At 69.0% G+C, this 24,559-nt stretch carries 21 protein-coding genes; 6 read left to right on the top strand and 15 right to left on the bottom strand.

Annotated features, from left to right (window positions below; genetic code table 11):
• Nucleotides 1-64 precede the first annotated feature (64 nt).
• The 9 genes from H0B54_RS29620 to H0B54_RS02695 all read right to left on the bottom strand — a co-directional run bounded on the left by H0B54_RS29620 (nucleotide 65) and on the right by H0B54_RS02695 (nucleotide 11,101).
• The gene (locus H0B54_RS29620; RefSeq protein ID WP_246472237.1) at nucleotides 65-1,903 is read right to left on the bottom strand and encodes a carbohydrate-binding domain-containing protein; all 1,839 of its coding nucleotides are present in this window, start codon (nucleotides 1,901-1,903) and stop codon (nucleotides 65-67) included.
• Between the two features lie 169 nt (nucleotides 1,904-2,072).
• Complete coding sequence (gene recN, locus H0B54_RS02730; RefSeq protein WP_188259122.1) at nucleotides 2,073-3,743, bottom strand: DNA repair protein RecN; 1,671 nt, start codon at nucleotides 3,741-3,743, stop codon at nucleotides 2,073-2,075.
• An 8-nt stretch (nucleotides 3,744-3,751) separates the two neighbouring features.
• On the bottom strand, nucleotides 3,752-4,570 hold the full coding sequence (locus tag H0B54_RS02725) for an outer membrane protein assembly factor BamD (protein ID WP_094301953.1): 819 nt from the start codon (nucleotides 4,568-4,570) through the stop codon (nucleotides 3,752-3,754).
• 166 nt (nucleotides 4,571-4,736) lie between these two features.
• On the bottom strand, nucleotides 4,737-5,474 hold the full coding sequence (locus H0B54_RS02720) for a protein phosphatase CheZ (protein WP_188259121.1): 738 nt from the start codon (nucleotides 5,472-5,474) through the stop codon (nucleotides 4,737-4,739).
• Between the two features lie 200 nt (nucleotides 5,475-5,674).
• Nucleotides 5,675-6,784, bottom strand: coding sequence for a protein phosphatase CheZ (locus tag H0B54_RS02715; protein ID WP_188259120.1), 1,110 nt, complete (start codon nucleotides 6,782-6,784; stop codon nucleotides 5,675-5,677).
• 3 nt (nucleotides 6,785-6,787) lie between these two features.
• Nucleotides 6,788-7,153, bottom strand: a complete 366-nt coding sequence (locus tag H0B54_RS02710; RefSeq protein WP_014241240.1) for a chemotaxis response regulator CheY — start codon at nucleotides 7,151-7,153, stop codon at nucleotides 6,788-6,790.
• Nucleotides 7,154-7,522: 369 nt separating this feature from the next.
• The gene (locus tag H0B54_RS02705; protein WP_188259119.1) at nucleotides 7,523-9,553 is read right to left on the bottom strand and encodes a M24 family metallopeptidase; all 2,031 of its coding nucleotides are present in this window, start codon (nucleotides 9,551-9,553) and stop codon (nucleotides 7,523-7,525) included.
• Nucleotides 9,554-9,657: 104 nt separating this feature from the next.
• A complete protein-coding gene (locus tag H0B54_RS02700) occupies nucleotides 9,658-10,119 on the bottom strand; it encodes a tellurite resistance TerB family protein (RefSeq protein ID WP_188259118.1) in 462 nt (153 codons plus the stop codon).
• Nucleotides 10,120-10,186: 67 nt separating this feature from the next.
• Nucleotides 10,187-11,101 carry a 50S ribosomal protein L11 methyltransferase gene (locus tag H0B54_RS02695; protein WP_188259117.1) on the bottom strand — a complete coding sequence of 305 codons (915 nt, stop codon included), beginning with the start codon at nucleotides 11,099-11,101 and terminating at the stop codon, nucleotides 10,187-10,189.
• A gap of 319 nt (nucleotides 11,102-11,420) precedes the next feature.
• Between H0B54_RS02695 and H0B54_RS02690 the strand changes: the two genes are divergently transcribed.
• On the top strand, nucleotides 11,421-12,497 hold the full coding sequence (locus tag H0B54_RS02690; protein ID WP_188259116.1) for a S1C family serine protease: 1,077 nt from the start codon (nucleotides 11,421-11,423) through the stop codon (nucleotides 12,495-12,497).
• A gap of 16 nt (nucleotides 12,498-12,513) precedes the next feature.
• Here the strand turns inward: H0B54_RS02690 and H0B54_RS02685 are convergent, their stop codons facing one another.
• Nucleotides 12,514-13,710: a hypothetical protein gene (locus H0B54_RS02685; RefSeq protein WP_188259115.1), complete on the bottom strand. Its 1,197-nt coding sequence runs from the start codon at nucleotides 13,708-13,710 to the stop codon at nucleotides 12,514-12,516.
• A 136-nt stretch (nucleotides 13,711-13,846) separates the two neighbouring features.
• Nucleotides 13,847-16,198: an ATP-dependent helicase gene (locus tag H0B54_RS02680; RefSeq protein WP_188259114.1), complete on the bottom strand. Its 2,352-nt coding sequence runs from the start codon at nucleotides 16,196-16,198 to the stop codon at nucleotides 13,847-13,849.
• 562 nt (nucleotides 16,199-16,760) lie between these two features.
• Here H0B54_RS02680 and H0B54_RS02675 point away from each other — a divergent pair.
• Nucleotides 16,761-17,450, top strand: a complete 690-nt coding sequence (locus tag H0B54_RS02675) for a LuxR C-terminal-related transcriptional regulator (protein ID WP_014241248.1) — start codon at nucleotides 16,761-16,763, stop codon at nucleotides 17,448-17,450.
• Nucleotides 17,451-17,698: 248 nt separating this feature from the next.
• Nucleotides 17,699-18,361: a LuxR C-terminal-related transcriptional regulator gene (locus H0B54_RS02670; protein ID WP_188259198.1), complete on the top strand. Its 663-nt coding sequence runs from the start codon at nucleotides 17,699-17,701 to the stop codon at nucleotides 18,359-18,361.
• 27 nt (nucleotides 18,362-18,388) lie between these two features.
• Here H0B54_RS02670 and H0B54_RS02665 read toward each other — a convergent pair whose 3' ends face one another.
• Both H0B54_RS02665 and H0B54_RS02660 read right to left on the bottom strand, forming a co-directional pair.
• Nucleotides 18,389-19,159, bottom strand: a complete 771-nt coding sequence (locus H0B54_RS02665; protein ID WP_188259113.1) for an alpha/beta fold hydrolase — start codon at nucleotides 19,157-19,159, stop codon at nucleotides 18,389-18,391.
• Between the two features lie 227 nt (nucleotides 19,160-19,386).
• Nucleotides 19,387-19,947 (bottom strand): hypothetical protein, encoded by a 561-nt coding sequence (locus H0B54_RS02660; RefSeq protein ID WP_188259112.1) that lies wholly within the window; start codon nucleotides 19,945-19,947, stop codon nucleotides 19,387-19,389.
• Between the two features lie 232 nt (nucleotides 19,948-20,179).
• Here H0B54_RS02660 and H0B54_RS02655 point away from each other — a divergent pair, with 232 nt between their 5' ends.
• The gene (locus tag H0B54_RS02655) at nucleotides 20,180-20,629 is read left to right on the top strand and encodes a YccF domain-containing protein (protein ID WP_094301941.1); all 450 of its coding nucleotides are present in this window, start codon (nucleotides 20,180-20,182) and stop codon (nucleotides 20,627-20,629) included.
• On the opposite strand, the gene H0B54_RS02650 is transcribed toward H0B54_RS02655, so the two are convergent.
• Nucleotides 20,623-21,780 carry a DUF3095 family protein gene (locus H0B54_RS02650; protein ID WP_188259111.1) on the bottom strand — a complete coding sequence of 386 codons (1,158 nt, stop codon included), beginning with the start codon at nucleotides 21,778-21,780 and terminating at the stop codon, nucleotides 20,623-20,625. The genes H0B54_RS02655 and H0B54_RS02650 overlap by 7 nt on opposite strands.
• Nucleotides 21,781-21,958: 178 nt before the next feature.
• Here H0B54_RS02650 and H0B54_RS02645 point away from each other — a divergent pair, with 178 nt between their 5' ends.
• Entirely contained in the window at nucleotides 21,959-23,236 is a 1,278-nt protein-coding gene (locus H0B54_RS02645) for a hypothetical protein (protein ID WP_188259110.1), read from the top strand.
• 70 nt (nucleotides 23,237-23,306) lie between these two features.
• Here the strand turns inward: H0B54_RS02645 and H0B54_RS02640 are convergent, their stop codons facing one another.
• Nucleotides 23,307-23,747, bottom strand: a complete 441-nt coding sequence (locus H0B54_RS02640; protein WP_188259109.1) for a CBS domain-containing protein — start codon at nucleotides 23,745-23,747, stop codon at nucleotides 23,307-23,309.
• Nucleotides 23,748-24,217: 470 nt separating this feature from the next.
• Between H0B54_RS02640 and H0B54_RS02635 the strand changes: the two genes are divergently transcribed.
• Nucleotides 24,218-24,556, top strand: a complete 339-nt coding sequence (locus H0B54_RS02635) for a hypothetical protein (protein WP_246472233.1) — start codon at nucleotides 24,218-24,220, stop codon at nucleotides 24,554-24,556.
• The last annotated feature ends 3 nt before the right edge of the window (nucleotides 24,557-24,559 follow it).

The following is a 24,559-nucleotide window of genomic DNA, read 5'->3' as shown; positions in this document are numbered from 1 at the left end:
ACACCACCGGAAAGGACGAGGCGGAGCGGGCCTTCGTGAACGGGAGACCGCCGGGACGAGGCCGTCAGACGGCGTCGAGCGGATGCAGCGGGTCGGGGTGATGCTCCAGCAGCGCTGCGGCGTGGGCGTAGGCATCCACCGGCGGGACGACGTCGTAAAGCGATGTCGCATGGTCCCCGTGCGATGGAGCCGCCTCCAGCCCCTGCGCGACGAGATGCTGCCACACGGTGTCCTGGCCATCAGCGGATTGGGCTGCGGAATGACCCGCCGACAGGGCCGACGCTACGGCGCCTATCCCGGCGGACGGGAACCAGGACTTGTCGGCATCGACGACCAGCGTGCCGTTCCACCACAGGCCGGCCTGCCCCTTCACCACGTCCTTGCCGTCGAGCGCGCCCTTGTCATAGGTGACGTTCGACGCCGTGGGGGCGACGGCATGGCCGTTGATGGTGACCTTGTTGACGAACAGCGAACGGTCCTGCCCATTCACCACAGCGTCGTTGTCGTATTGAACCTGGACCTTGTGCGCCTGATCGGCGGTCAGGTTGGTGGCGAAGGTGAAGTCCTTGGCCGCCGTGCCGACGGTGGCGCCGCCGATGGCCTTGCCGTCCACCAGCAGGTTGAAGTGGGCGTTCACCCCGCCGGCCGCGGCACCGGAGGCGTTGACCGTGATCGCCGTGTTGGCGGGCGCCGTCTGGGCCGGGAAATCCTTCGCCGGGGCATCGACCACCAGCGTGCCGCCCCACCACATGGAGGACTGGCCCTTGACCACGTCCTTGCCGTCCAGGGCGCCCTTGTCGTACGTGACGTTGGCGGCGGTCGGGCTGTGAGCGGCGCCGTTGATGGTGACCTTGTTGACGAACAGGTTGCGGTCCTGCCCGTTCACAAAGCCGTCGTTGTCGTATTGGACCTGGACCTTGTGCGCCTGGTCGGCGGTCAGGTTGGTGGTGAAGCTGTAGTCCTTGGCCGCCGAATCCACCGTGGCCTGCCCCACCGTCTTGCCGTCCACCAGCAGCTTGAAATGGGCGTTCACCCCGCCGGCCGGCGCGCCGGAGGCATTGACGGTGATCGTCGTGGCGCTCTGCGCCGTGGGGACCGGCGCGGACTGGGCGATCTTGGCCAGCAGGGCGTCGGTGTCCAACTCGAAGTAGCCGGCGGTGCCCATGGCCTTGCCGGTGCTGCGGGCGAGATCGAGGAACTCCGACTGGGTCAGCCGGGTGCCGGTCTGCTCCACCCACGCCTGCTGGGCCTTCGCCACCGCCGCGGTGACCGCTGGCGCGGCGAAGGAGGAGCCGTTGGCCGTGTAGGTGACGCCCGACAGATTGGTGATCCGCACGTCGGTGCCGTCGGCGCAGACGTCGGTCAGCGACGGGCTGCGCTGCGCCCAGGACGGGAAGGCGCCGTCGCCGGTGGAGGCCGAAACGCAGATCTGGTTCACGTCGGCCGCGTAGCTGGACACGGTCTGCGTCGCCCCGCCGTCGCCGCTGTTGCCGGCGGCGGCCACGGTCAGCACGCGCTTGGCGGCGAGAGCGGCCAGCTCGTCGGAGATCGTGGTGGTGGCCGCGGTCGTCTGCGCGCCGCCGCCCAGCGACAGGTTCACCGCCGTGATGTTGTAGGCGTCGGCGTTGGCGACGACCCATTGCAGGGCCTTCTCGATGTTGGCCTCGCTGGCGCCGCTGCCGTCGTCGGGCATGACCTTCAGCGCGATGATGCCGACGTCGGGCGCGTTCTCCAGGATCTCCGCGGTGACCAGGGCGCCGTGCGTGTTCGCGTTGGCGACCATGACGTCGTTGTCGTTTCCGTAGAAGTCATGCTGGTAGACCAGCCGGCCCGTGTTCCAGGCGGAGGACAGGCCGCTGTCGATCACAACGACGTTGCCGGTGGAAGCGGAGCTGTTCGACATCTTGCCAACCTTGTTCGTTTTTGGGCGAACGGCGCCCGTTTCCGGACGCGCAAGGCTGGACTATGCGGCTTTTGCTGTGGCCGCCGTATGACCGCTGCGGGCGATTGCTGTGACCTGGACGGGGGATTTACCCCTCTCCCCTCTGGGGAGAGGGGATAGAGGCGTTCCGCTACCCCCGCCCGGCGATCAGGCTGTCGGCGGCGGCGCGGGCCTCGGCGGTGACGGTGGCGCCGGACAGCATGCGGGCGATCTCCTCGCGGCGGTCGTCGCCGTCCAGCTCGACCACGCCGGTCGTCACCTGCTCGCCCTTCACCGACTTCTGCACCTTGAGGTGAATCGAGCCGCGGGCCGCGACCTGGGGGCTGTGGGTGACGACGAGCACCTGAAGCCCGTTGCCGAGCGTCGAAAGACGCTGTCCCACCGCGGCGGCGACGGCGCCGCCGATGCCGGTGTCCACCTCGTCGAACACCAGCGTGCCGACGGTCGAGGTCTGGGCCAGCACCACCTTCAGCGCCAGCATGAAGCGCGCCAACTCGCCGCCCGAGGCGATCTTGTTCAGCGCGCCGGGCGGCGAGCCGGGGTTGGTGGCGACCTGGAAGGCCACGCGGTCCATGCCGGCGGCGGTCCAGTCCGATTCGTCGCCCATCGGCTCGACCAGCGTGCGGAACTTCGCCTTTTCCAGCTTCAGCGGGGCGAGTTCGGCGGCGACGGCGGCGTCCAGCCGCCCGGCGGCCTGCTGGCGCTCCCGGCTCAGCGACTCGGCGGCCTTGCGGTAGGCGTCGCGGGCGACCTCCGCCTCGCGGGCGAGGCGGGCCAGCAGATCGCCCTGGTCCTCGATCAGCAGCAGCCGGTCGGCCATGTCCTTGCGCAGGGGAGCCAGCGCGTCCACGTCCACCCCGTGCTTGCGGGCGGCGGCGCGCAGGGCGAACAGCCGCTCCTCCAGCTTCTCCAGAGCCTGCGGGTCCATGTCCACGTCGGAGGACACGGCCTGGAGACCGGCGATGGCCTCCCCCGCCTCGGTCGCGGCGCGGTCCAGGGCGGCAATGACCGGGTCGAGCTTGCCGGCGGCCTTGTCGGCGATGCGGCTCAACGTGCGGATGGCCGAGGACAGAGCACGCTCCACCCCGCGGTCGCCCGACAGCTCCCCATAGGCGGCGTTCAGGGCATCAACCAGCTTTTCCCGGTGCATCAGCACGGCACGGGTCTCGGCCAGTTCCTCCTCCTCGCCGGCCTTGGGGGCGAGGGCATCCAGTTCGGCCACGGCGTGGCGGAGATACTCCTCCTCCGAACGGGCGCGGGCGATCTCGGCGGCGGCGTTGGCGCGCGCGTCCTCCACCTGCCTCCAGGCGCGATGGGCGGCGGCGACCTGGACGGCCTGGGCGGACAGTCCTGCGTAGGCGTCCAGAACGCCGCGGTGGGTCTGTGGGTTCAGCAGGCCGTGGGTGTCGAACTGGCCATGGACCTCGACCAGCTCCTCCCCCAGGCGCTTCAGCAGGCCGACGCCGACCGCCTGGTCGTTGACCCAGGCGCGGCTGCGTCCGTCGGCGCTGACGGTGCGGCGGACGACCAGCCGTTCCTCGGGGTCGAGCCCCTGCTCCCTGAGGATGGCGAGCGCCGGATGGTCGCCGGACAGATCGAACTCCGCCGTCACCGACGCTTGGTCGGCCCCGTGGCGGACGAGGCCCGAATCGGCCCGCGCGCCGAGCGCCAGGCCCAGCGCGTCGAGCAGGATCGACTTGCCCGCACCGGTCTCGCCGGTGAGGACGCACAGGCCCTTGCGGAAGCCCAGCCCCAACCGTTCGATCAGGACGACGTCCCGGATCGTCAGCGATGCCAGCATGGATCGTCCTAGAACAGGGAGCTCCAGGCTCTGCTGATCCAGGACTTCTCGTTTCGCTCCGGACGCACGTTGGCGTCCACCAGCAGTGCGTAGCTGTCCGTGTACCATTCGCTGCCGGGGAAGTTGTGGCCGAGCACGGCGGCGGCGGTCTTCGCCTCGTCCGTGATTCCCAGCGCCAGATAGCACTCCACCAGCCGGTGCAGCGCCTCAGGGACGTGGGAGGTGGTCTGGTAGTTTTCAATCACCGTGCGGAACCGGCCGATGGCGGCGGTGTACTGACCCTGATTCAGATAGAAGCGCCCGACCTCCATCTCCTTGCCGGCGAGATGGTCGTTGGTCAGGTCGATCTTGATCTTGGCATCGCGGGCGTACTGGCTGTCCGGGAAGCGGCGCACGACCTCCGACAGCGCGTCCAGCGCCAGACGGGTCATGCGCTGGTCGCGGCGGACGTCGGTGATCTGCTCGTAATAGGACAGCGCCCGCATGTAGTAGGCGTAGGAGACGTCGGGGCTGCCCGGATGAAGCTGGATGTAGCGGTCGAGCGCCAGGATCGCGTCGTCGTACTTCAGATCCTGGTAATGGGCGTAGGCCGCCATGATCTGCGCCTTGCCCGCCCATTCGGAATAGGGGTGCTGGCGCTCCACCTCGTCATAGAGCTTGGCGGCCACCTTGAACCGCTCCTCCCGCATGGCGGCGTCGGCCTCTTGGTAGATCTGCTCGGCCGGACGCTCGACATACTGGTCCTCGGTTTTGGTCGAGGAGCAGGCGGTCAGGGCGGAAGCCAGGAGGAGGGCCGCAAGCGGCAGACGGGAGAAACGGCGGGGCATGGTCGTCGCAATGCTTTCGAAGTTGGCCCTATATAGCACGGCGGGGCGCGGGGGCGGCAAGCCGCTTCGGCGAACAAATTTCGAACCTCGCCGCCGTGACGCGGCCGGACGCTCCGGGACAGGGGCCGGAACGAGGGCCGGAACGGGGGCCGGAGCAGGAAACCGCTCAGCCGAACAGCGCGTCGATGTCGGCCTGGCTGATGTTGCCCATCTCCTGATGGTCGGCGGGGCCGTGCAGTTCCAGCGTCTCATCCATCTTGGTGACGGTGGGCGGCAGGGGCATCGCCTCGAACTCGCGCTTGTTCCAGTGGCTCATCATCGCGTCGACGCGCTCTTCGATGAAGGACAGGGCGCGAACGACCTTGGTGATGCGCTGACCGGTCAGGTCCTGAAAGTTGCAGGCCTCGTAGATGCGGACGATCACGTCGTTCATGTCGTTGACGCGATCGGCGTGATAGCCCTCCGGCAGCGACGACTTCAGCTCGTGAACGACCTCCTCCAGCTCCTCGGCGCAGGCCATGATGGTGTTGGTTGCGGCCTCCGTCGCCGAGACGACGGCGCTCAGCTCCTGCGACGCCTGCTGGAACTTGTCGTCGCCGGCCAGCGGGTGGCGGATCGCCGCCATTTCGACCTTGGTGGCCTTGATCCGGCCCGAGATGTCGGCGATCTCGACCTGGATCTGGTCGATCTGCTGGGCGTCCATCGTCAGGAAGCGATCGAGCTTCGCGCCGAGGTCGCTGATGGCTCGGATGACGTCGCTGTTGTCCACGGTGACCGGGCCGGACGGCAGCGACGCCAGCGCCGGCGCCAGGGCGGCGGCGTCATCCACCACCGCCTGATAGGGGTTGCCGGTCCGACGGGCCTTCTGAAGCTCCGCCATGAAGGGTTTCGATAGATTCCTCATGCGGGCTGCGCCTCTTTCCGAGTGGACGGCCGGGGCATCCGCGCTCGCCGGCCCGTCTGGTCAGGACTGCCCGCCAAGGCCGGCATCGGCCCGGCGGGCGACGATCGTCATAACAAACTTCACGTCCCAATTCGCCAGCCGATTGGAGCGGCGGCAACTCTTCACAAATCCGACGCCGAACCGTCTCGTTGACCGTGAGGTCAGCCGAACAGGGCGTCGATGGCCGCCTGATCCAGCGGCGCCGGAGGCTCGTCCGCCGCGGGCGGCGGGGCGGCCGCCGGCTTGGCAACCGGCTTCGGGGCGGGCTTGGCCGCCGAGGCGGGCTTCGGCACCGGCTTCTTGGCGGCGGGGGCCGCAGCGGGAGCCGGGGTGGGAGCCGGCGCGGCGGGAGCCGGACTGTCGAACAGGCTGTCGATGTCCGCCTGGCTCGCCTTCGCCGGAGCGGCCGGAGCCGGGGCCGGGCTGTCGAACAGACTGTCGATGTCGGCTTGGCTCGCCTTGGCTCCCGTTTGGGCCGCCGGGGCGGAGGCCGGAGGCGGAGCGGGCGGCGGTTCGGAAGCCGGCGGCGGAGGCGGTGCCGCCATCGCCGGGCTGTCGAACATGCTGTCCACGTCGGCCTGGCTGACGCCGAGGCCGTCGAGCTGGGGGCCGTTCAGCAGATGGGCGTCCGGCCGTGTGTCCGTGTTCTCATGGGAGATCTGGATGCCGGCGAGCTTCTCGACGCCCCAGATGTTGATCATCGCGTTGACGCGCTGCTCGATGTAGCGGAGCGCGTTGACCACCTTGCTGGTGCGCTGGCCGGTCAGGTCCTGGAACGAGCAGGCGGTGAAGATGTTCGTCACCTCCCCCTCGATCTCGGCGCACAGGCCGGGGTCGGCGCCCTCCGCCTTCAGCTTGCCCGACAGGTCCATCAGCCGCTCGGCGGCGTTCAGGATCTCGAAGGACGCACGTTCGGTGGAGATGACGATGGCGTCCAGCTCGTTGGTCGCCGACGTGATCTTGTCGCCGCCGGCGTCGGGCGGACGCAGGGCCGCGACCTCGCGCCGTGCCTGCTCGATGGAGGCAGCCATCTCCATCAGCTCGCGCCGCAGCACCTCGACGTGCTTGGAGGCTTCCACCACCTCGCTCTGCTGATGCCAGGAGCTGCGGAACTCCAGCAGCATCTTGCGCACCTCCTCCGCCGCGGCCCCATGGGCCCGGCGGTGGAAGCGGCGCAGGAAGGCTCGCCCCTTTGTGGTGCGGGCGATCGCTTCCTCGATCTGGTCGAACTCTTCCTCGGAAAGCTGCGGAAGCTGATCCAACCCAACCACTCCTTACCCGCCGATGACGGCCTGGATCTTCTGCTTCAGGGTGTCGGCGTTGAAAGGCTTGACGATGTAGTTGTTCACACCGGCCTGCTTGGCGGCGATCACGTTCTCGGTCTTGCTTTCGGCGGTGACCATGATGAACGGGGTCGAGGCGAGCTTGGCATCGGCGCGGATCTCCTTGAGGAGCTGCAGGCCGGTCATCGGCTCCATGTTCCAGTCGGAAATGATGAGGCCGAACTTGCTCTCGCGCAGCTTCTGCAGGGCCGAGACGCCGTCGCCGGCCTCGTCGATGTCCGTGTAGCCGATCTGGGTCAGGAGGTTCCGCACGATGCGCCGCATGGTGGCGTAGTCATCGACGACAAGGATCTTCATCTACGCGTCTCCGCATTCTTCCGTTGCTAGGCCCCGGCCCGGCGTTCAGCCCGCCCGGCGCTGCGTGGCGTGCGCCGAGGTCGGTCTGGTCCGACTGTGATGCCTTAAGTCTGCCGAAAAGTCATCCCTCACGGCCACAGTGACGTACGCCCGTAAATATCGGGTTACCAAGACCGCCGAATTTCCGCCGCGCCCCGACGCGATGGGGCATCGCTCGAAGGCATGGACGCGCGTCCGGCGGCGGTCCGAACAGACATACCCCTGCGCCGGGTGGGGACCTTGCCAGAATTCACAGGCGAACGCACGGGCTGATTCTCGCCTCATGCGCCGTCCAGCCGCCGACAAAGGTACATCCCGGCCCATTTCCCATCAATCGATGATCGGGGAGGTCGCCTGCCTCAACCAGTGGGCCACGGCGGCGTCCGCCCCGCCCGCGAGCCGCGGCTCCAGCGTCTCGCGCACCTGGGTGTGGTAGGCGTTCAGCCAGGCGATCTCCGCCTGGGTCAGCAGCGCCGGCTCGACGAGATTGCGGTCGATGGGCGCCAGGGTCAGCACCTCGAACCCCAGCATGGGCCGCTCCGCCATGGGCAGGTCGAGCGGCTGCACGACGATCAGGTTCTCGATGCGGATGCCGTAGGCGCCGGTCTTGTAGTAGCCGGGCTCGTTGGAGAGGATCATGCCGGGCTGCAGCGCCACGCTGTTCGGCACCTTGGAGATCCGCTGCGGCCCCTCATGCACCGACAGGTAGCTGCCCACCCCGTGGCCGGTGCCGTGGTCGTAGTCGAGCCCCACCGACCACAGCGGCAGGCGGGCCAGCGTGTCGAGCTGCGACCCGGTGGTGCCGCGCGGGAAGCGCGCCGTGCTGACCGCGATGTGGCCCTTGAGGACCAGCGTGAAGCGCTCGCGCATTTCCGGGGTCGGCGCGCCGATGGCGATGGTGCGCGTCACGTCGGTGGTGCCGTCCTGATACTGGGCGCCGCTGTCCAGCAGGAACAGGCTGCCCGGCTCCAGCCGGCGGTCGGTCTCCTCCGACACCCGGTAATGGACGATGGCGCCGTTCGGCCCCGCCCCGGAGATCGTGTCGAAGCTGAGGCCGCGGAAGCGGTCGTTGGCGCGGCGGAAGGCCAGCAGCCGGTCCGCCGCGGCGATCTCCGTCACGGTGCCCGACGGCGCCTCCTGCGACAGCCAATGCAGGAAGCGGACGAGCGCCGCGCCGTCGCGGATGTGGGCGGCGCGGGTGCCGGCCAGCTCCGCCTCGTTCTTGCAGGCCTTGGGCAGGGCGCAGGGGTCGGGGTCGCGCTCCAGCTTGGCGCCGGCCATGTGCAGCCGGTCGAAGATCCAGGCCGAGGTGCTCGCCGGGTCGGCCATCACCTTGCGCCCCTCGCGTCCCAGCCCGTCGAGCGCGGCGCCCAGCTCCTCCGGCGCGCGCACGGCGACTTGGTTGCCGAGATGCGCTTCCACGCCCGGCGCCAGCTTGCGGCGGTCGATGAACAGGTCCACCTGCGCGTCGTCCTTCAGGATCGCGAAGGACAGCGGCAGCGGTGTGCAGGGCACGTCCGCGCCGCGCAGGTTGAGCAGCCACGCGATGGAATCGGGCTGGGTCAGCACCACGGCGCCGATGCCGTTGCGCGTCAGGTCGCCGGCGATGCGGGCGCGCTTGTCGGCGGCGCTGTCCCCGGCGAAGACGTGGTCCTGAGCGACCACCGGAGCCAGCGGGGCCGGCGGCTGGTCCGTCCACACGCGGTCCACCGGGTTGTCCGGGCAGGGCACCAGCGACAGGCCGATGCGCTCCAACTGCTGGCGGGTGCGCTCCACCCAGCCGGCGGTGTGCAGCCATGGATCGTAGCCGAGCCGTCCGCCGCGCGGCAGCGCGTCCCCCGCCCACTCGGTCAGCGGGTCGTCCACCAGATGCCGGTATTCGTAGAGGTCGCCCGACACCTCCGCCTGGACCTGCAGGGTGTAGCGCCCGTCCACGAAGATGGCGGCGCGCTGCCGCCCCACGATGGCGTGGCCCGCCGATCCGGTGAAGCCGGTCAGCCAGGCGAGGCGCTGGGCGCGCGGCGGCACATACTCGCCCTGGTGCTCGTCGCCGCGCGGCACGATGAAGCCGTCCAGCTCGGCGCGCGCCAGGACGCCGCGCAGGGCGGCGATGCGGGCGGCGTAATCCGGTGCCGCGGTGGGCAGGCGTTCCGCCAACTCGGCCTTCAGGGCGCGGAGCTGCCCGGCGAGGTCCTCCGGGAGCCGCGCCCCGACCAGGACCATCCAGCCGTCGGGGTCCTCGCCCTCCGGCGCGGCGAGCACCCCGGCGACGAGGCTGCGGATTTCCGCGGGGGTTTGGGGCAGGCCCGCTTGGGCCAGAAGCTGCGCCAGGGTTTCGTCGCCGCGGTAAGCGCTGGACACGGGGGCTGATCCTCATCCGGTGAAGCCGACCGCGACAGGCTAGGCAGGGACGATGCACCGCGCAAGCGCGGGAAAGGGCATAGCCGCGTGAAAGACCGAACCCTCTACAGCCCCGAATCGTCGGGCAGGCCCAGCCGCTCCAGGACACGCTTGCGCGCGAGGCCGCGATCAACGTCGGGCACATGCAGCAGGCCGCCGATGCGGCGCAGCAGGTTGGCCTCCAGGTCGTTCAGCTCGCCGTCGGCGTAGGCGACCTCCCACAGCATCTCGATGATCCACAGCCGCTTGTCCGGCGGGCAGTGGTCGTTGATCACCGTCACGTAGCGGTAGTAGGGCGAGGCGCCATCCGTGTCGAACACGGCGGCGGACAGCAGGTCCTGCGCCTCTTCCTCGCTCAGATGGAAGTGGCGGCGGGTGACGTCGAGGATGCGCTCGCGCTCCGCCGGGGAAATGGTGTTGTCGGTGCGTGCGGCCTCGACCAGAAGGGCGGCGGCGGCGGCCTCCAGCCTGTGGCGGTCGTCGCCGGGGTCGTTCTCCTGGAACAGCGCCCTGATCCGGTTCAGCATCGGTCCTCCACGGGTCGTCCATCTGTCCGAAAGGAGATGGCGACGGGAGGACCGAAATCCAGAGGCGTCAGCCCTTTACGGCCTTCCGCTTCGGGCGCTTCACCACAAGGGTGGTCCATTCGCCGACCGGGATGCGCGAGACCAGATGCAGGCCCTGCGTGCGGTGCGCCTGGATGACGTGGCGCTCCTGCCGGTTCAGCAGGCCGGCCAGGACGGCCACGCCGCCGCGCTGCAGATGACGCTTGAGCTGCGGGGCCATGCGGGCCAGCGGACGGGCCAGGATGTTGGCGGTGATCAGGCGGTAAGGCTTGTGCTTGCCCACGATGGCGGTGTGGTAGCCGTCGCCGCCCTGCGAGCGGATGCGGGCCTTCACCCCGTTGAGGGCGGCGTTGACGCGGGTGACGCGCACCGCCTCCGGGTCGATGTCCACGGCGGTGACGGGCACCCGCCAGCGCTTGGTCACCGCCAGCGCCAGGATGCCCGAGCCACACCCCATGTCGAGCGCCCCGCCCCGGCCGGCACGCGGCAGGCTCATCCGGCGGGCCAGCCGGTCCAGGGCCATCAGGCAACCTTTGGTGGAGCCATGCTCGCCCGTGCCGAAGGCGGTGGCGGCGTCGACCAGCAGCGGGATGCTGCCCGCCGGGACGATGCCCTCATGGTGGGAGCCGTGGACGAAGAAGCGCCCGGCCTGGATCGGCGGAAAGCCCTGGTAGCTGTGCGACACCCAGTCGATGAGGGGCAGTTCCTCGACGATCAGCTTGGGTTCGGGGATGCCCATGGCCTCGGCCAGAACGGCGACGCGGGCGTTCAGCCGCGGCTCGTCCGGCTGCCCGTAGACCGTCGCCTCGACCAGCCAGTCGCCGTGCTCCTCCAATTCGAAGGTGGACACCGCGTCGGCATGATCGCCAATCGCCTCGGCGAACGCGGGGGCGTGGGCTTCGGGAATGACGAGCGCGATGCGCCAGAGCTTGGAGGAGGACATGGGAAAGGTCGCCGATGATGGGGTGGTCGTTGTCTGGTGGGAGACTTAACCACAGAGACGCCGAGACACAAAGATTTCCTGCAGCCAGGATTTCCCGCAACCGGACACATGTCCCCGCCGCCGCACAGGGATGCCGCATTCGGAAACGGGCTGGCCGGGCTGGATCGACCGCAGCGTGCGACGTTTTGACCGACGAATGCGCGGCACAGGCTTGCCGCCGCTTTTCTTACCACTTTTGAGCGTGCACACTGCACCTGGAGATAAGCGGACCGAGGGGTCCGCAAGAGCTGCTTTGTGGGCACATGGGGAGACGGGCTTGATGCAGCGCGTTTGCAAAGCGGCCAGGGCATGGATGGCGGCGCTGGTGGCGGTTTCGGGAGCGGCGATGCTGTCGGGCTGCGCGCTTGATCCGGTCGGGCTGGCGGTCGGGGCGGCGAGTTCGGCGTCCGGATCGGAGGCGTCGATGACGGCCGATGTCGCTGCCGCCTATCGGGGCACGAACTGCCCGACGCTGGAGGCGCTGCTGAAAGCCTACAACGACCCGCTGCCCACGTTGGGTGGCAGGGAACGCCAAGCGCAGTTGATCCATATCACCGCGGTGCGGCAACTCATGGCGGAACAGCGCTGCCCGGCGGCGGACACCGCCGGGCCCGGCACGGCCGGTTCCGCTGCGGCACCGGCAGCGACGCGCGAACCGCAGGGGGCGATGGGGGCGGCGGTGGTCCCGTTGACCGCCCAAGTGGCGCAGGCGGTGGGGCTGGAATCGCCGCGCGGTCTGGTGGTGACGGCACTGATGCCGGGCAAGGCGGCCGAACGGTCGGGCATACGGGCGGGCGACGTGATCCTGGAGGTGCGCGGCGTTGCGGTGGACGACGCGGTGCAGATGCGCCGCGCGCTGGGCGCGGTGCCCAGCGGGCAGAGCGTGCTGGTGAAGCTGTGGCGCGCCCGCGAGCTGCGCGAGCTGATCGTCGGCCCGATCACCAGCACCACCCCGGCGCTGCCGCCGGACGCGGTGTATGCCGATGCGCCTGTCCTGCCGGCGGCGCCGGTGCGCGAGCGCTTCTGCGTGGCCCAGGTGACCGGTTCAGGCCTGTTCGCGAGCGGGGTGCACTCGCCGCTGTTCACGGTGCGCAACGACGGCAGCGAGGCGGAAAGCGCCAAGCTGGCGACGGCCTTTTTGGAGGCGGCGCGGAAGGCTCAACCCGGATACTGGCGGGCGCCGCACCCGCGACCGACCTGCAGCCGGGATTCGAAGGTCTGCACATCGGCCAGCGCCGATTCCGACGTGCTGATGATGCTGTGCGAGACGGAACGCGAGAAGGGTACGGCGGTCTACGAATCGCTGCGGCGGGACAAGCCGTTGACCGAACTGGCTTGGTCGCCGCCGGCGTCGTGAGGCAAGGCCGGCGGAGTCACCGCCCCGACAGCCGGTCCGCGATGTCGTGCATCCCCTGCTCACGCAGGATCGCCTGACGGTGGCGGATGAGGCGGCGGGCCAGCGCCTTCTCCACCTCGGCGCCGCCGAGCAGGCGCCCCTGCGGATCGCGCAGGTGGGTGGCGAGGTGGTCGGCCAGCAGCGCCTCCTTCCTCGGGTCGCGGCGGTCGAGCGGCTGGGTGCCGTTCAGCGAGTGCTGGATGCGCTCCAGCAGGACGGACCGGCAGCACGGCGCACGTCCTTGGACGATCAGCGCGCCGACATGGGCCAGCAGCGGGCTGACCGGCTCGCTCTTCGGCTGCGGGTCGCGGCCCAGGATCAGGTCGGCCAGAGCGCACAGCCCGAGGGCGAGGTTCGGCTGCGCGCCGAGAAGCTCCTTCACCAGTTCGGCGGAGCCCAGCGCGTCGGCCATCACCCCGTCCAGCAGGGCGAGGTGCCGCGGCTCCACGTCCGGCCCGATCAGGTCGAGCAGCATCTCCAGCTTGCCGGCCAGCGCGTTGCGGTCGGCCAGATGAACGGTGAGCTGACTGAGGAAGGCGAAGTCGTGCCCCTCCTCCCCCACCGCGGCGGCGAGGGCGCGGCTGGACCAGGACAGGTCGGCGGGATCGAAGGCCGGCAGGGCCTTGCGCTCCGTTTGGAAGTCGCGGGCGCGCGCCATTACGACGTCGGCGAAGGCCCGCAATTCGCGCGCCCGCGCCGGCACGGCGACGCCATGGCGGTCCGCGTGGTGGCGGGCCACCGCCTGGAGCGCGGCGCCGAGCAGCAGGCCCTGCTCGTCCAGCTTGCGCAGGTAGGTCCAGGAATGGAGAAGCTCGGTCGGGGTGATGCGGAACTTGTCGAGGAAGGGGCGCAGCAGCCGGCCGGTGACCACCCGCGACTCGAACCCGTAGAGATCGCCGGGGGCCGTGCAGTAGGGCGCGCCCTCCGCGGTGCCGCCCAGCGCCATGGGCTTGTCCTTCACCACCGGAACGGCCTTCTGGAAGATCACCGTCTCCAGCGACAGCCCGGCCAGCGAGCGGAACTTGATGGCCTTGACCTCCTCCACCCCGCTGACCGCCAGCCAACTGCGGGCGGAGGCCAGGGCCCGGCGCTCGTCGTCGTAGGTCCCCTCGATGGTCCAGCGGCCCTCGCGGCGGATCTGGACCTCGAACTCGGTGCTGCTCTTGCCGAACACTGGGCGGGTTCCCTGGCTGTGGGCGCGCTGTCTGGACCCCACCAGTAGCCGAACGCCGCCGCCCGGCCTGTGACGATCGTCACCGCAACGGGGCGCTGCGGCAATCGGTCACCCTGCCTTCAGCAATCCACCATCCTCAGCCCGCCTTCTCGGCCGGCACCACGAAGCTGTCCATCACCTTCTTGCTGCCGGCCTGATCGAAGTCGATCTCCAGCTTGTCCTGGTCGACCGCCGTGACGGTGCCGTAGCCGAACTTCTGGTGGAACACCCGCGCCCCCTTCGGGAAGGGCGCGTTTGGACGGGCGCGCGGGGCGACCTGATAGGAGCCACTGTCCAGCGTGATGGTGCGCGGCGACGGGGGCTGCTGGCGGCCCGCCGCCTGCTGGCCGGCGCGGAAGGCGGCATAGCTCGACGAGTCGCGGAAGCTCCCTCCCCCGCCGAAGCCGCCGCCGAAACCATTGCCGGCGTTGCCGCCGGGGTAGAGGCCGCTCGCCGCCTCCGCCTCGACGTCGCCGCCGGGGATCTCGTCGACGAAGCGGGAGGGGATGGCGCTGACCCAATTGCCGTAGAGCCGCCGGTTGGCGGCGTGGCTGATGTAGGCCCGCTTGCGCGCCCGGGTCAGCCCGACATAGGCGAGGCGACGCTCCTCCTCCAGCCCGGCGATGCCGGTCTCGTCCAGCGCGCGCTGGTTGGGGAACACCCCCTCCTCCCAGCCGGGCAGGAAGACCATGTCGAACTCCAGCCCCTTGGCGCCGTGCAGGGTCATCACCGTGACTTGATCGACTCCGGCGGCCTCGGCGTTCTCCATGACCAGCGCGACATGCTCCAGGAAGCCCGACAGGTTCTCGAACTCCGCCATGGCGGTGATGAGTTCCTTGAGGTTCTCCAGCCGGCCCGGCGCCTCGGGCGTCTTGTCCTCCTGCCACATGCGGGTGTAGCCGGACTCGTCCAGCACCATGCGCGCCAGTTCGGTGTGCGGCATGGTCGCCGACAGGGTGCGCCAGCGGAAGAAGTCCTGAAGCAGGTTGCGCATCACGCCGCGCACCTTGGGCTTCAGCTCGTCCGTCTCGGTCAGCGCCCAGCCGGCCTCGGTCAGCGGCATCCCGCGCGAGCGCGCCGCCTGATAGAGGCATTGCAGGGCCGCCGGGCCGACGCCGCGCTTGGGCACGTTGACGATGCGCTCGAAGGCGAGATCGTCGTCGGGCGAGTTGACGACGCGCAGATAGGCCATCGCGTCGCGAATCTCCTGCCGCTCGTAGAAGCGCGGGCCGCCGATCACCCGGTAAGGAAGGCCCAACGTGATGAAGCGCTCTTCGAACTCGCGGGTCTGGAAGCCGGCGCGGACCAGGACGGCGATCTGGGCGAGCGAGACGCCCTGGCGCTGCAGCGCCTCGATCTCGTCGCCGACCCAGCGGGCCTCCTCCTCGCCGTCCCAGACGCCGCGCACGCGCACCGGCTCGCCGCCGTCCGCCTGGGTCCACAGCGTCTTGCCGAGCCGCCCCTTGTTGTTGGCGATCAGGCCGGAGGCCGCGGACAGGATGTGCCCGGTGGAGCGGTAGTTCTGCTCCAGCTTGACCACCTTGGCGCCGGGGAAATCGGCCTCGAAGCGCAGGATGTTGCCGATCTCCGCGCCGCGCCAGGCGTAGATCGACTGGTCCTCGTCGCCGACGCAGCAGATGTTCTTGTGGGCCTGCGAAAGGATGCGCAGCCACAGATACTGGGCGACGTTGGTGTCCTGATACTCGTCCACCAGGATGTACTTGAACTTGCGGTGGTATTCCGCCAGCACGTCCGGGTGCTTCTGGAAGAGCGTGATGTTGTGCAGCAGGAGGTCGCCGAAGTCGCAGGCGTTCAGCGTGCGCAGCCGCTCCTGGTACGCGCGGTAGAGCGCCACCACGCGCCCGCCGGCCACGTCGCCGCCGTCGCCATCGTTCAGCCGGTCCGGCGTCAGGCCGCGGTCCTTCCAGCGCTCGATCACGCCCAGCACCTGTCGCGCCGGCCACTTCTTGGAATCGACGTTCGCCGCCTCCAGAAGCTGCTTGATCAGGCGGATCTGGTCGTCGGTGTCGAGGATGGTGAAGTTGGACTTCAGCCCCACCAGCTCGGCGTGGCGGCGCAGGATGCGCGCGGCCAGCGCGTGGAAGGTGCCCAGCCACCAGCCTTCCGGCTCGATCCCCACCAGATGGGCGACGCGCTCGCGCATCTCGCGGGCGGCCTTGTTGGTGAAGGTCACCGCCAGGATCTGGAAGGCGGCGGCGCGGCGCGTCATCAGCAGATGGGCCAGCCGGGTGGTCAGAACGCGCGTCTTGCCGGTGCCGGCGCCGGCCAGCACCAGAACCGGGCCGTCCAGAGCCTCCACCGCCTCGCGCTGCACGGGGTTCAGCCCGTCCAGATAGGCGAAACGCTGCGCCGGCGCGGGGGCCGGGGCGCCCGCGTGGCTGAGGGGATCATGGCCCAGCGGATCGTCGTAGGCGTAGGGATCGGACATGCGGCACCGGATTTCCTGGGTGGGCTCCCCCGCGGTCGGGAGACGCCCTTCATCGAAAGAGGACACCGTATATAGCACGCCCCCCGGCGCATCGAACCCCTTCCCTTGACGGAACGGCCGGGGCGCTCCGCCAATCGGCATGGGACTAGGCCTATGCGCCGGGATACCCGTGATCGGCACTATGCCGCACACCATAGCGCTGGTCTTATCACAATAGCCCAAAGTCACATCGGCCAGAGGAGCCCAAAAATCATCTTCAGTCACAGACAAATCACAGGCTGAACTGAATTTTTGACCGATTGATTATTCCACGTTGGACGTTCGTGAACGGTTCGTCGGACGGTTTGTCTTATTTCGGCTTAGGGCATATGCCCATTGCGAGACATAATTTTTCCTTTGGGGAAATTTTCTGTTCCGCAAATCCGGGGTAAGGTCCAATCAGATCGTGGCACCCCGGAACCAAACGGACAGCCGCGGAGAGCGGCCCTCCCCCCGGACCGGATGTCCACGGAGGCGCCAGACGAACGACCGAATTGAAACAAACAGAGGGCGGGTAGGAACAATGGACCCCGTGAACGTTTTCCTGATCGACGCGAACAAGCTCTTCCGCGAAGGCATGAAGCGTCTGTTCGAAAACACGCCCTTCAAGGTGATGGGCGAGGCCGGCACCCTGCGCGAAGGCGTCCCCGCGGTCGAGGCGGCGGGCACCCAGCCCGACCTGGTCCTCATCGACCTCATCAACGGCGGCGAGGACGAGGCCGACCAGCTCCGCGCCCTGCGCGACGGCCACCCCGGCATCCGCGTCGTCATCCTGACCACCGACCTGTGCACCCGCCGCCTGTCGGGCGCGCTCGGCGCCGGCGCCCACGGCTACCTGATGAAGGACATCGCCTGCGAAGCGCTGATGCAGTCGCTGAAGCTGGTGATGATGGGCGAGAAAGTGTTCCCCACCCACCTCGCCGAGCTGCTGATCAACGGCCGCAGCGAAGAGCTGGCGACCGAGGTCCCGGCCCGCCGCAAGGGCCTGTCCCAGCGCGAGATCCAGATCCTGCGCTGCCTGCTGAACGGCAACTCCAACAAGATGATCGCCAACCACCTCCACATCACGGAGGCCACGGTGAAGGTCCATCTGAAGAGCCTGCTGCGCAAGATCAACGCTTCCAACCGCACCCAGGCGGCGATCTGGGCGTTGAACAACGGCATCGGCGACCAGCCGGCGGAAGCCGCCGGGGTCAGCGCCAACGTGGTCTGACGACGCCTCCTTGCGGTTCTGCTTCCCCGGCACCGACAACGCCGGCCGCGCCATCCTGCGGCCGGCGTTGTCGCGTCCGGAGCACCCGTTTAGGATGCAGCGACATGCCATAGGTGGTGCGCCATAGGACAAAAGGCCCTCTTCCGCCTCGAAATGATGATGGCTATTTCGGCAATACGCTCCGAATTTGTTTGGATCGCAGCCCCGACACGATGAGCATCATGGAATCCAGCGCGGAAAAGCCGACCCTGAACGTTCTGCTTGCCGACGATCACCTGCTGTTCCGGGACGGGCTGCGGCGCCTGCTCGCCCAGTCGGACGACAGCATGGTGTTCCACGAGGCCGGGACCTTCGACGATGTCCGCCGCCTGTGCGACGGCGCCATCGCCTTCGACCTGATCCTTCTGGATCTCGGCATGCCGGGATGGAATGGTTTCTCCCTGCTCGGCGAGATTCACCAGCGGCTTCCCAAGGCGCTTCTGGTCGTGGTGTCGGGATCGGAGAAGCGGTCGGACCTTCTGGCCGCGCTGGAGAACGGTGCCGCCGGCTTCATCCCGAAGTCGAGCAGCGCGAAGGTGCTGATGGGTGCCCTGCAGCTCGTGCTGGCCGGGGGCGTCTATCTGCCGGAACAGGCGATCCGCGGCGACCGGATGACCGACAGCGCGCCGCACGCCGGCAACGGCGCGGGGGAGGCCGATCCGCTGGGGACCCTGGCCGATGGAACGGGCGACCAGTTGACCCCGCGCCAGCGCGACGTGCTGAACCGCCTGCGCGACGGCAAGTCCAACAAGCAGATCGCGCACGAGCTGGGCCTGACCGAAGGCACGGTGAAGGTGCATGTGACCGCGATCCTGCGCCAGCTCGGCGTCCGCAACCGGACCCAGGCGGCCATCACGGCGAACGGTCTCTGACCGGACGCCCTTCCCGGTCTCCTTCTTTCAGGCCCCTCCCCGCTCCACCGAGGCGACCAGCGCGGCCAGGGCGCCGCGGATCGCCGATTCATGCTTGGCGGGCAGAACCTGCTGGCCGGGAACGGTCACCACGGTCAGGTTGCGGCAGCCGGTCAGGCGCTGCTCCAGAAAGGACGCGCCGGGAAAGCCGTCCGGCATGTCCTTCCCCTGCACCAGCGTGACCGGCACGCGAACCGCGTCGAGCGTGGGCGCCATGGCCTGAAGCTCCGCCGCGCTGTCGCGGGCGACCGGCGGCAGGATGCGGGCGGCGATGCGGCGAAGCACGCCGGGCCGGGCCGCCTCCTCGGTCATCGGGTCGATCAGCAGAAGACCGCCGACCAGCTCCGGGAAATCCAGCACGGCCCGCAACGCTACCGGAACGCCGCTGCCGCAGCCGATCAGCAGCGGCTTGCGCGAGCGGCGGAGCGCCAGAAGCGGACGCAGCGCCGCCGCCGGCACGCCGGGGTCGCCGCCGCGCAGCCGGGAGGCGCCGTTGATCGGCGCCGGATCGGGCCGCGGCACGGCCACCCATTCCTGCCCCGCCGGAACGGCGCGCAGCAGGCGGGTCCAGGCTCTGGATTCACTCGACGCCGCATGGACCAGGATGATCCGCCGACCGGCGGGATCGCCGGCGACGACGCAGCCCGGCCCCACCTCCCGCGATGCGCCGCAGCGTGCGGTTGGCGCCTCGCCGGGCGACGACGGCACGATGCCGAACGCGGCTCCCGCGGGCCGCCCGGCGCTGCTGTGTATGGTCAAGGCTCCGCTCCCCGATTCCCGAACATTGTGCGGAGATCGTCTCCGCCGATTGACAGGGAGCCTAATGGAGGGTTCGCAGCCTTGTCCCGTACCATAAAAAGGCCCGAAATGGCGCGAACGGTGGCCACAAATCCCGAAAATCGCAGGTTTTTACCCCAATTGTTGTGCAGTTCCGCCATTATCGGCGAACCCTGCACAAGAATTGGAACGGTCGGTGACCGGAAACGTCAGTGAATGGTGTTGCCGTCGGGAAGCGCCTCGACCGGACGATCGTCGCGCGGCTGCGACGGACGGTGCAGTTCGCGCATCAGGTCCCGCCAGTCCGGCGACCCGCCGAGTTGCTGGATCAACTGCGTGGAGAAGGCGAAGACAGCCATCTCCAGCGGCCCGTTGTCCTCGGCATGGGCGTTGACGGTCAGGCAGGATTCCGCGGCGCTGACGAAGATGGCCGACGCGATGGCCACCCCCGGCCCCGGTTCGGGCAGCGGCACTGGCGCCGGGGCGGACCCGGTGGTGCGCAGGGCCGACAGATTCTCCACGAGAAGGCGCGTGCGGATGGCGGTGTCGATCGCCGCCCCCATGGTGTAGCCGGCCTCCGACTCCGCGGCGGAGCGCAGCAGGCGCAAACCCGCGATCACCCCGTGGGCGACGTCGGCGGTGCCGGCGCGCTTGGCAGCCGCGGCGATGGCGGTGCCAAGGATGGCGGTGACCACCGGTGCCATGCTCTCGGCGTCGTCGCCCATAATGGCGGCGTCGGTGGTCTCTTCGTGGTTCTGGACCTCGTTCATGCGGCCTCCGATCCGGTGATACCCTGGATGGCGTGCGGCGCGGACCCCGGTTCCCTGCGGAACCGCTTTTTGCTCAAAGGCCCCTCGTTCGATCTGTGGCCTTTCCGGAGGGCATTCAAGCCGCCGGAAGCCGGGAGGGGGTGAATCTTTCGATGCGCCACTTTCGCCGATCCCTCCTCTGGGCGAAGCCGCCCACCATCCCCACATGTGCGGGCAAAAGGAGAAACACCCGATGCCCTTCCTCAGCCTTCTTCTCAACATCCTGTGGGTGGTGACCGGCGGCATCTGGATGGCCGCGGGATGGCTCCTCGCGGCCGTTCTGATGGTCGTCACCATCGTCGGCATTCCGTGGGCGCGATCGGCCTTCACGATCGCCTGGTACACCCTGTTGCCCTTTGGACAAACCGCCGTCCGCCGGGATGAGTTCCGTGGCCGCGAGGACGTCGGCACCGGCCTGCTCGGCACGCTGGGCAACATCCTGTGGTTCGTGCTGGCCGGCTGGTGGCTGGCGCTCGGCCATCTGGTGGCCGCGGTCGGCCTCGCCATCACCATCATCGGCCTGCCCTTCGCCTGGGCGCATCTGAAGCTCGCCCTGCTGGCCCTGTGGCCGGTCGGCACCGAGATCGTCACGGTGGACGAGGCGGAATCCCGCCGCCGCCTGCTGAGCCGCGGGAGCTACTGACCGGACGGGACCCGCTCCGGCATCCGCTTCAGCATGACCGAGGCCCGCCAGAAGCCGAGGTCAGCCCCATCCACGAAATGGACGTGCCGGTCGGCGGCGAGGTCGCCGACCAGGCAGGTCACCGTGGAGGCCGCCGCCCGCGCCGTGCCGTAGCGGATGCGCCCGGCCGCCGCGTGGTCGGCCAGCATGGCCTCGATGGCCTCCGCCTCCGCCTCCGTCACGTCGAGGACGAGGCGCGGCCCGCCCGCCGCCTTGCGGAAGTCCGACCGTTCGGCCATGCCGCGGCGGTAGCGGTCCGGGTCGAAGCCGGCGACCCGCCACCCGCCGCCCAGTATCGCGGCGAGCAGGGCGGATTTTCCGAGAAGCGACAGGACGCAGGCCAGCCGCCGCCCGCGCGGGCGCGTCCGCGCTTCCAGCCACAGCGACCGCCAGGAGGGCGGCCAGCGCACCGCCAGCCGTTCCCCCATGCCGAGCGGCGCCGCCGTGGCGGTCGGCACGATCCGCTCGATGTCGGCCTGGACCCGGGCCAGCACCGGCATTCCCGGTCCGCCGCCGGGCAGCGGGTCGACGATCACGCACAGGATCACGCCGCGTCCGCTGTTCACCGGGTTCCAGCGGCAGGACACGCCCTCCAGCCCGGTCAGCGGACCGGGCCGCGGCTCGAGCCGCCAGCGCGGATCGGCTTTCACCCAGGCGTCCGCCGCGGCGACCCCGCGCCCGAGGAACAGGCCGAAGGCGTCGCCGTTGCCGAAGTCCTGAAGGGCGACCAGCACCTCCAGCCCCTCGTCGAGAAGCGCCCGCACCGGCACGAGGCCGACGCGCAGAGGCACGTCCATCTCCGTCGTCGCCCAATGGGCCAGCGCCGCCAGCGCCTGCTCCGCCGCCGCCCGGCGGCCCGGCGGAACCGCGGCGATGGCGCCGTCCCCGCCGAACTGGCAGGCCGGCGCCTGCTCCGGCTCCCGCACCGCTTCGGACAGGACGGCGACCACCGCGGCGGCCACGAAATTCACGTCGCGGTGCCGCCCTTCCCCGGCCAGACGGGTGCTCGCCACCACGTCGGCGACGGCCAGTGACCAGTCGCCGTCCAGCGCCGCGTAATGGGCGGGGTCGGCGGCTTCGATGGTGAAATCGTGGATGGACGGCAGAAACATCGCCTTCCTCACGCCAGGAAGTTCCAGGGACGAACCGCCCCAGTCTACGCCCCGGCCCGCGCCCTGTGAATCACCCCCGTGAAACGTTTCCCGAACCCATCCGCAATGGACCCATCCCGGATTGTCGGCCCACACCGACCGGCCCATCGTTCCGCCGTCCAATCCGGGGAGGAACGCCATGGGATTCGCGAGCGACTGGAAATCCGCCAAGACGGCTTTTGAAACCGCCACCGGCAAGAAGAAGCCGAGCGCCAAGTTCATGGGCGTCTTCCACAAGTCCGGGCTGGAGGACGTGACCAAGGCGCTCGACACCGCCCTGGGCAAGACCGACGCCAAGGCGCTGGAGAAGGCGCTGCTCGATTATGTGAAGAGCGCCACCGCCTATCAGACGACGCTGGAGAAGTCGGCCAAGGCCGAGGGCGTGGCGACCATCGCGGCGGAGCTGAAGAAGCTCGGGCAGGCGCTGGACGACATCGGGCGCCGCGCCGGCGTGGCGGTCAACGAGCGCATCGCCGAGATGCGCGAGGACGCCGAGGCGGAGAAGGCCAAGGAGGCGGAGGAGCAGGGCAAGGCCGCCCGCGCCATCGCCGACAAGGCCGCGGTGCAGATCGACGGTCTGCTGAAGACCACCAACGCCGACATCAAGCTTCTCGATCAGGCCGCCGCCAACGCCGACCTCGCGCTGCGCAACGTGCTGGAGGCGCAGGGGGCCGGCAACGCCAAGGAGGCGAAGGCCCAGGCCGCCGCGGTCCAGGCCGCGGCCAAGACGGTGGACGCCCAGGCCAAAAAGGTCGCCGCGACCGCCGCCCAGGCCGCCAAGCTGTTCTCGCAGGCCAAGGCGGCCGTCGCCAAGATGAAGCTCGACCCCAAGCAGTATGGCGGGCGCGACCCGGCCCAGGGCGCCTTCGACCGGGCCGACGCCATCGTCATGAAGCTGGACCAGTTGAAGGACGACACCGCCGAGGCCGCCACCGAGGCCGCCGGCATCGTCAAGGAGGCCGCCCAGGCGCTGAAGGGTGCCCTGGACCTGCGGGCCACCTATTTGGCGAGTTGCCGCAAGCTGGCCAAGCGCGCGCGCGACGCCGACGCCTTCTATGACAACATCGCCCGCGACGTCGGCGGGCAGGCCGACCGCGCGCAGCAGGAGCAGATGGTCGCCGACGACGCGACGGAAGACGACAAGCGGGCGGCGTCGATCAAGACGGCAACCTTCTACATCACCCAGGTGCGCCAGCAGGCCGCCCAGGCGAAGAAGGAGATCCTCGCCGCCGCCAACGAGATCACCGGCACCCGCAAGTCCTTCCCGTCCATGGTCTCCGACAAGGACCCCGACTTCGGCCCGCTGCTCGCCGAGGCGAAGGTGTCCCTGGACGGCCTGAAGGAATCTCACGCGGCCCTGACCAAGGCCGAGACCAAGATCGATAAGGTCGAGACTGCCCTGAAGAAGCTGGGCTAGAGGGTGGGATAACGGAACCGCGCAACGCCTCCCGCACCGCCCGGAAAGGCGCGGGAGGCGTTGCGCGCGTTCACATCATGACTTCGGTCAGACTGTCCATCATCTCCCGCTCGTGCTCGATCAGCATCAGCTCCTCGCCCATGAAGTCACGCATGGAGACGACGCCGATGACGTGTCCGTCGCGGACGACCGGCAGATGGCGCAGGCCATGGTCGGCCATCCGGCGCAACGCCTCGCCCACCGGGATGTCGTGGGCCACGGTGACCGGGCACGGGGTCATCACCTCCGACAGCGGTGTGTGATCCGGGTCCAGCCCATCGGCCACCACGCGGTCGGTCAGGTCGCGCTCGGTGAAGATGCCCTCGATCCGTTCGTTGATGGAGGCGGTGACCACGACGGACGCCACATGGGCGGCCTTCATCTGTCGCGCGGCATCCCGCACCGACGCCCCCGCCGGAAGGCTGACCACGCGGCGGCGGTTCAACAGATCCCCGATGTTGCGGTGCATCATGGCTTTCCTCCTCCAAGTGCGATGTTTTGGAAGACCGCGGCGGCTTTTTTCTTTTGGGGCGGCTGTTTTCTTTGATTGGATCGCCGTGCCGCGCCTCGTCGTCGGCTCGCGCCTCACTTCGTTGTCCATTTGCATCTGCGAAAAATGCCGCATCTGCGAAATGCCGAAACGGCCGAAGTCTGTCCACAGACTTGCTCATCAAGTGTTGAAAAAGGTAATCACTTTCCCATCAACCGACGAGCGAAGCCGCCGCAAAGCAACGTCATGGTTGCCATGACGGCGCAACATGCGACAAAACCACTCACCATTGGGCAGCGGTGCCGGTTCTGGCATGAAAAATCATGTCCTTCGCCCCGGCGGATCACCCTTAACCATTATTAAAGGAAATTGGTCCGAAACTCCGGATAATTGCAGTTCTGTCACGATGTTGTCTGGAAGGGGCCTGCGCCGCCATGTCGTGGTTGTCGAAATTGAGCGGACGAGGCAAATCCACCGCGGCTTCCCCGTCTTCCGCCAAGGAACGCCCCGCCAATCCGCCGACCATCCGGATCGATAGCCACGAATATGTGCCGGAGGAATTCGTCCTCGGTTCTTTCCGCATCCGCCCCTATGACGGCGACTTGATCGCCAAGCAGCAGTTCGACTTCCGCATCCTCTTCCGGCTTGGCGAGGAACATTCGGATTTCGCCTGCCGGGGCGTCGTCGTGAAGATGGACGAGCAGGCCGGTCTGGTCGCCCGCTTCCACCAGCCGCCGCCGATTCACACGCGCAAGTTGATCGAGTACCTGAAGCTCTGGAAAGGTCTGTAATCG

The organism is Azospirillum tabaci (assembly GCF_014596085.1).
GTDB classification, from domain to species: Bacteria; Pseudomonadota; Alphaproteobacteria; order Azospirillales; family Azospirillaceae; genus Azospirillum; species Azospirillum tabaci.
This window is presented reverse-complemented; position numbering and strand designations above follow the sequence as displayed.

What these genes read in the sequence shown, in the direction of transcription:
- H0B54_RS29620 (WP_246472237.1), bottom strand. Translation starts at nt 1,903, where the DNA reads ATGTCGAACAGCTCCGCTTCCACCGGCAACGTCGTTGTGATCGACAGC.
- H0B54_RS02695 (WP_188259117.1), bottom strand. Translation starts at nt 11,101, where the DNA reads ATGTCCTCCTCCAAGCTCTGGCGCATCGCGCTCGTCATTCCCGAAGCC.
- H0B54_RS02680 (WP_188259114.1), bottom strand. Translation starts at nt 16,198, where the DNA reads ATGTCCGATCCCTACGCCTACGACGATCCGCTGGGCCATGATCCCCTC.
- H0B54_RS02655 (WP_094301941.1), top strand. Translation starts at nt 20,180, where the DNA reads ATGCCCTTCCTCAGCCTTCTTCTCAACATCCTGTGGGTGGTGACCGGC.
- H0B54_RS02645 (WP_188259110.1), top strand. Translation starts at nt 21,959, where the DNA reads ATGGGATTCGCGAGCGACTGGAAATCCGCCAAGACGGCTTTTGAAACC.
- H0B54_RS02650 (WP_188259111.1), bottom strand. Translation starts at nt 21,780, where the DNA reads ATGTTTCTGCCGTCCATCCACGATTTCACCATCGAAGCCGCCGACCCC.
- H0B54_RS02660 (WP_188259112.1), bottom strand. Translation starts at nt 19,947, where the DNA reads ATGAACGAGGTCCAGAACCACGAAGAGACCACCGACGCCGCCATTATG.
- H0B54_RS02675 (WP_014241248.1), top strand. Translation starts at nt 16,761, where the DNA reads ATGGACCCCGTGAACGTTTTCCTGATCGACGCGAACAAGCTCTTCCGC.
- H0B54_RS02640 (WP_188259109.1), bottom strand. Translation starts at nt 23,747, where the DNA reads ATGATGCACCGCAACATCGGGGATCTGTTGAACCGCCGCCGCGTGGTC.
- H0B54_RS02720 (WP_188259121.1), bottom strand. Translation starts at nt 5,474, where the DNA reads ATGAGGAATCTATCGAAACCCTTCATGGCGGAGCTTCAGAAGGCCCGT.
- H0B54_RS02690 (WP_188259116.1), top strand. Translation starts at nt 11,421, where the DNA reads ATGCAGCGCGTTTGCAAAGCGGCCAGGGCATGGATGGCGGCGCTGGTG.
- H0B54_RS02700 (WP_188259118.1), bottom strand. Translation starts at nt 10,119, where the DNA reads ATGCTGAACCGGATCAGGGCGCTGTTCCAGGAGAACGACCCCGGCGAC.
- H0B54_RS02710 (WP_014241240.1), bottom strand. Translation starts at nt 7,153, where the DNA reads ATGAAGATCCTTGTCGTCGATGACTACGCCACCATGCGGCGCATCGTG.
- recN (WP_188259122.1), bottom strand. Translation starts at nt 3,743, where the DNA reads ATGCTGGCATCGCTGACGATCCGGGACGTCGTCCTGATCGAACGGTTG.
- H0B54_RS02725 (WP_094301953.1), bottom strand. Translation starts at nt 4,570, where the DNA reads ATGCCCCGCCGTTTCTCCCGTCTGCCGCTTGCGGCCCTCCTCCTGGCT.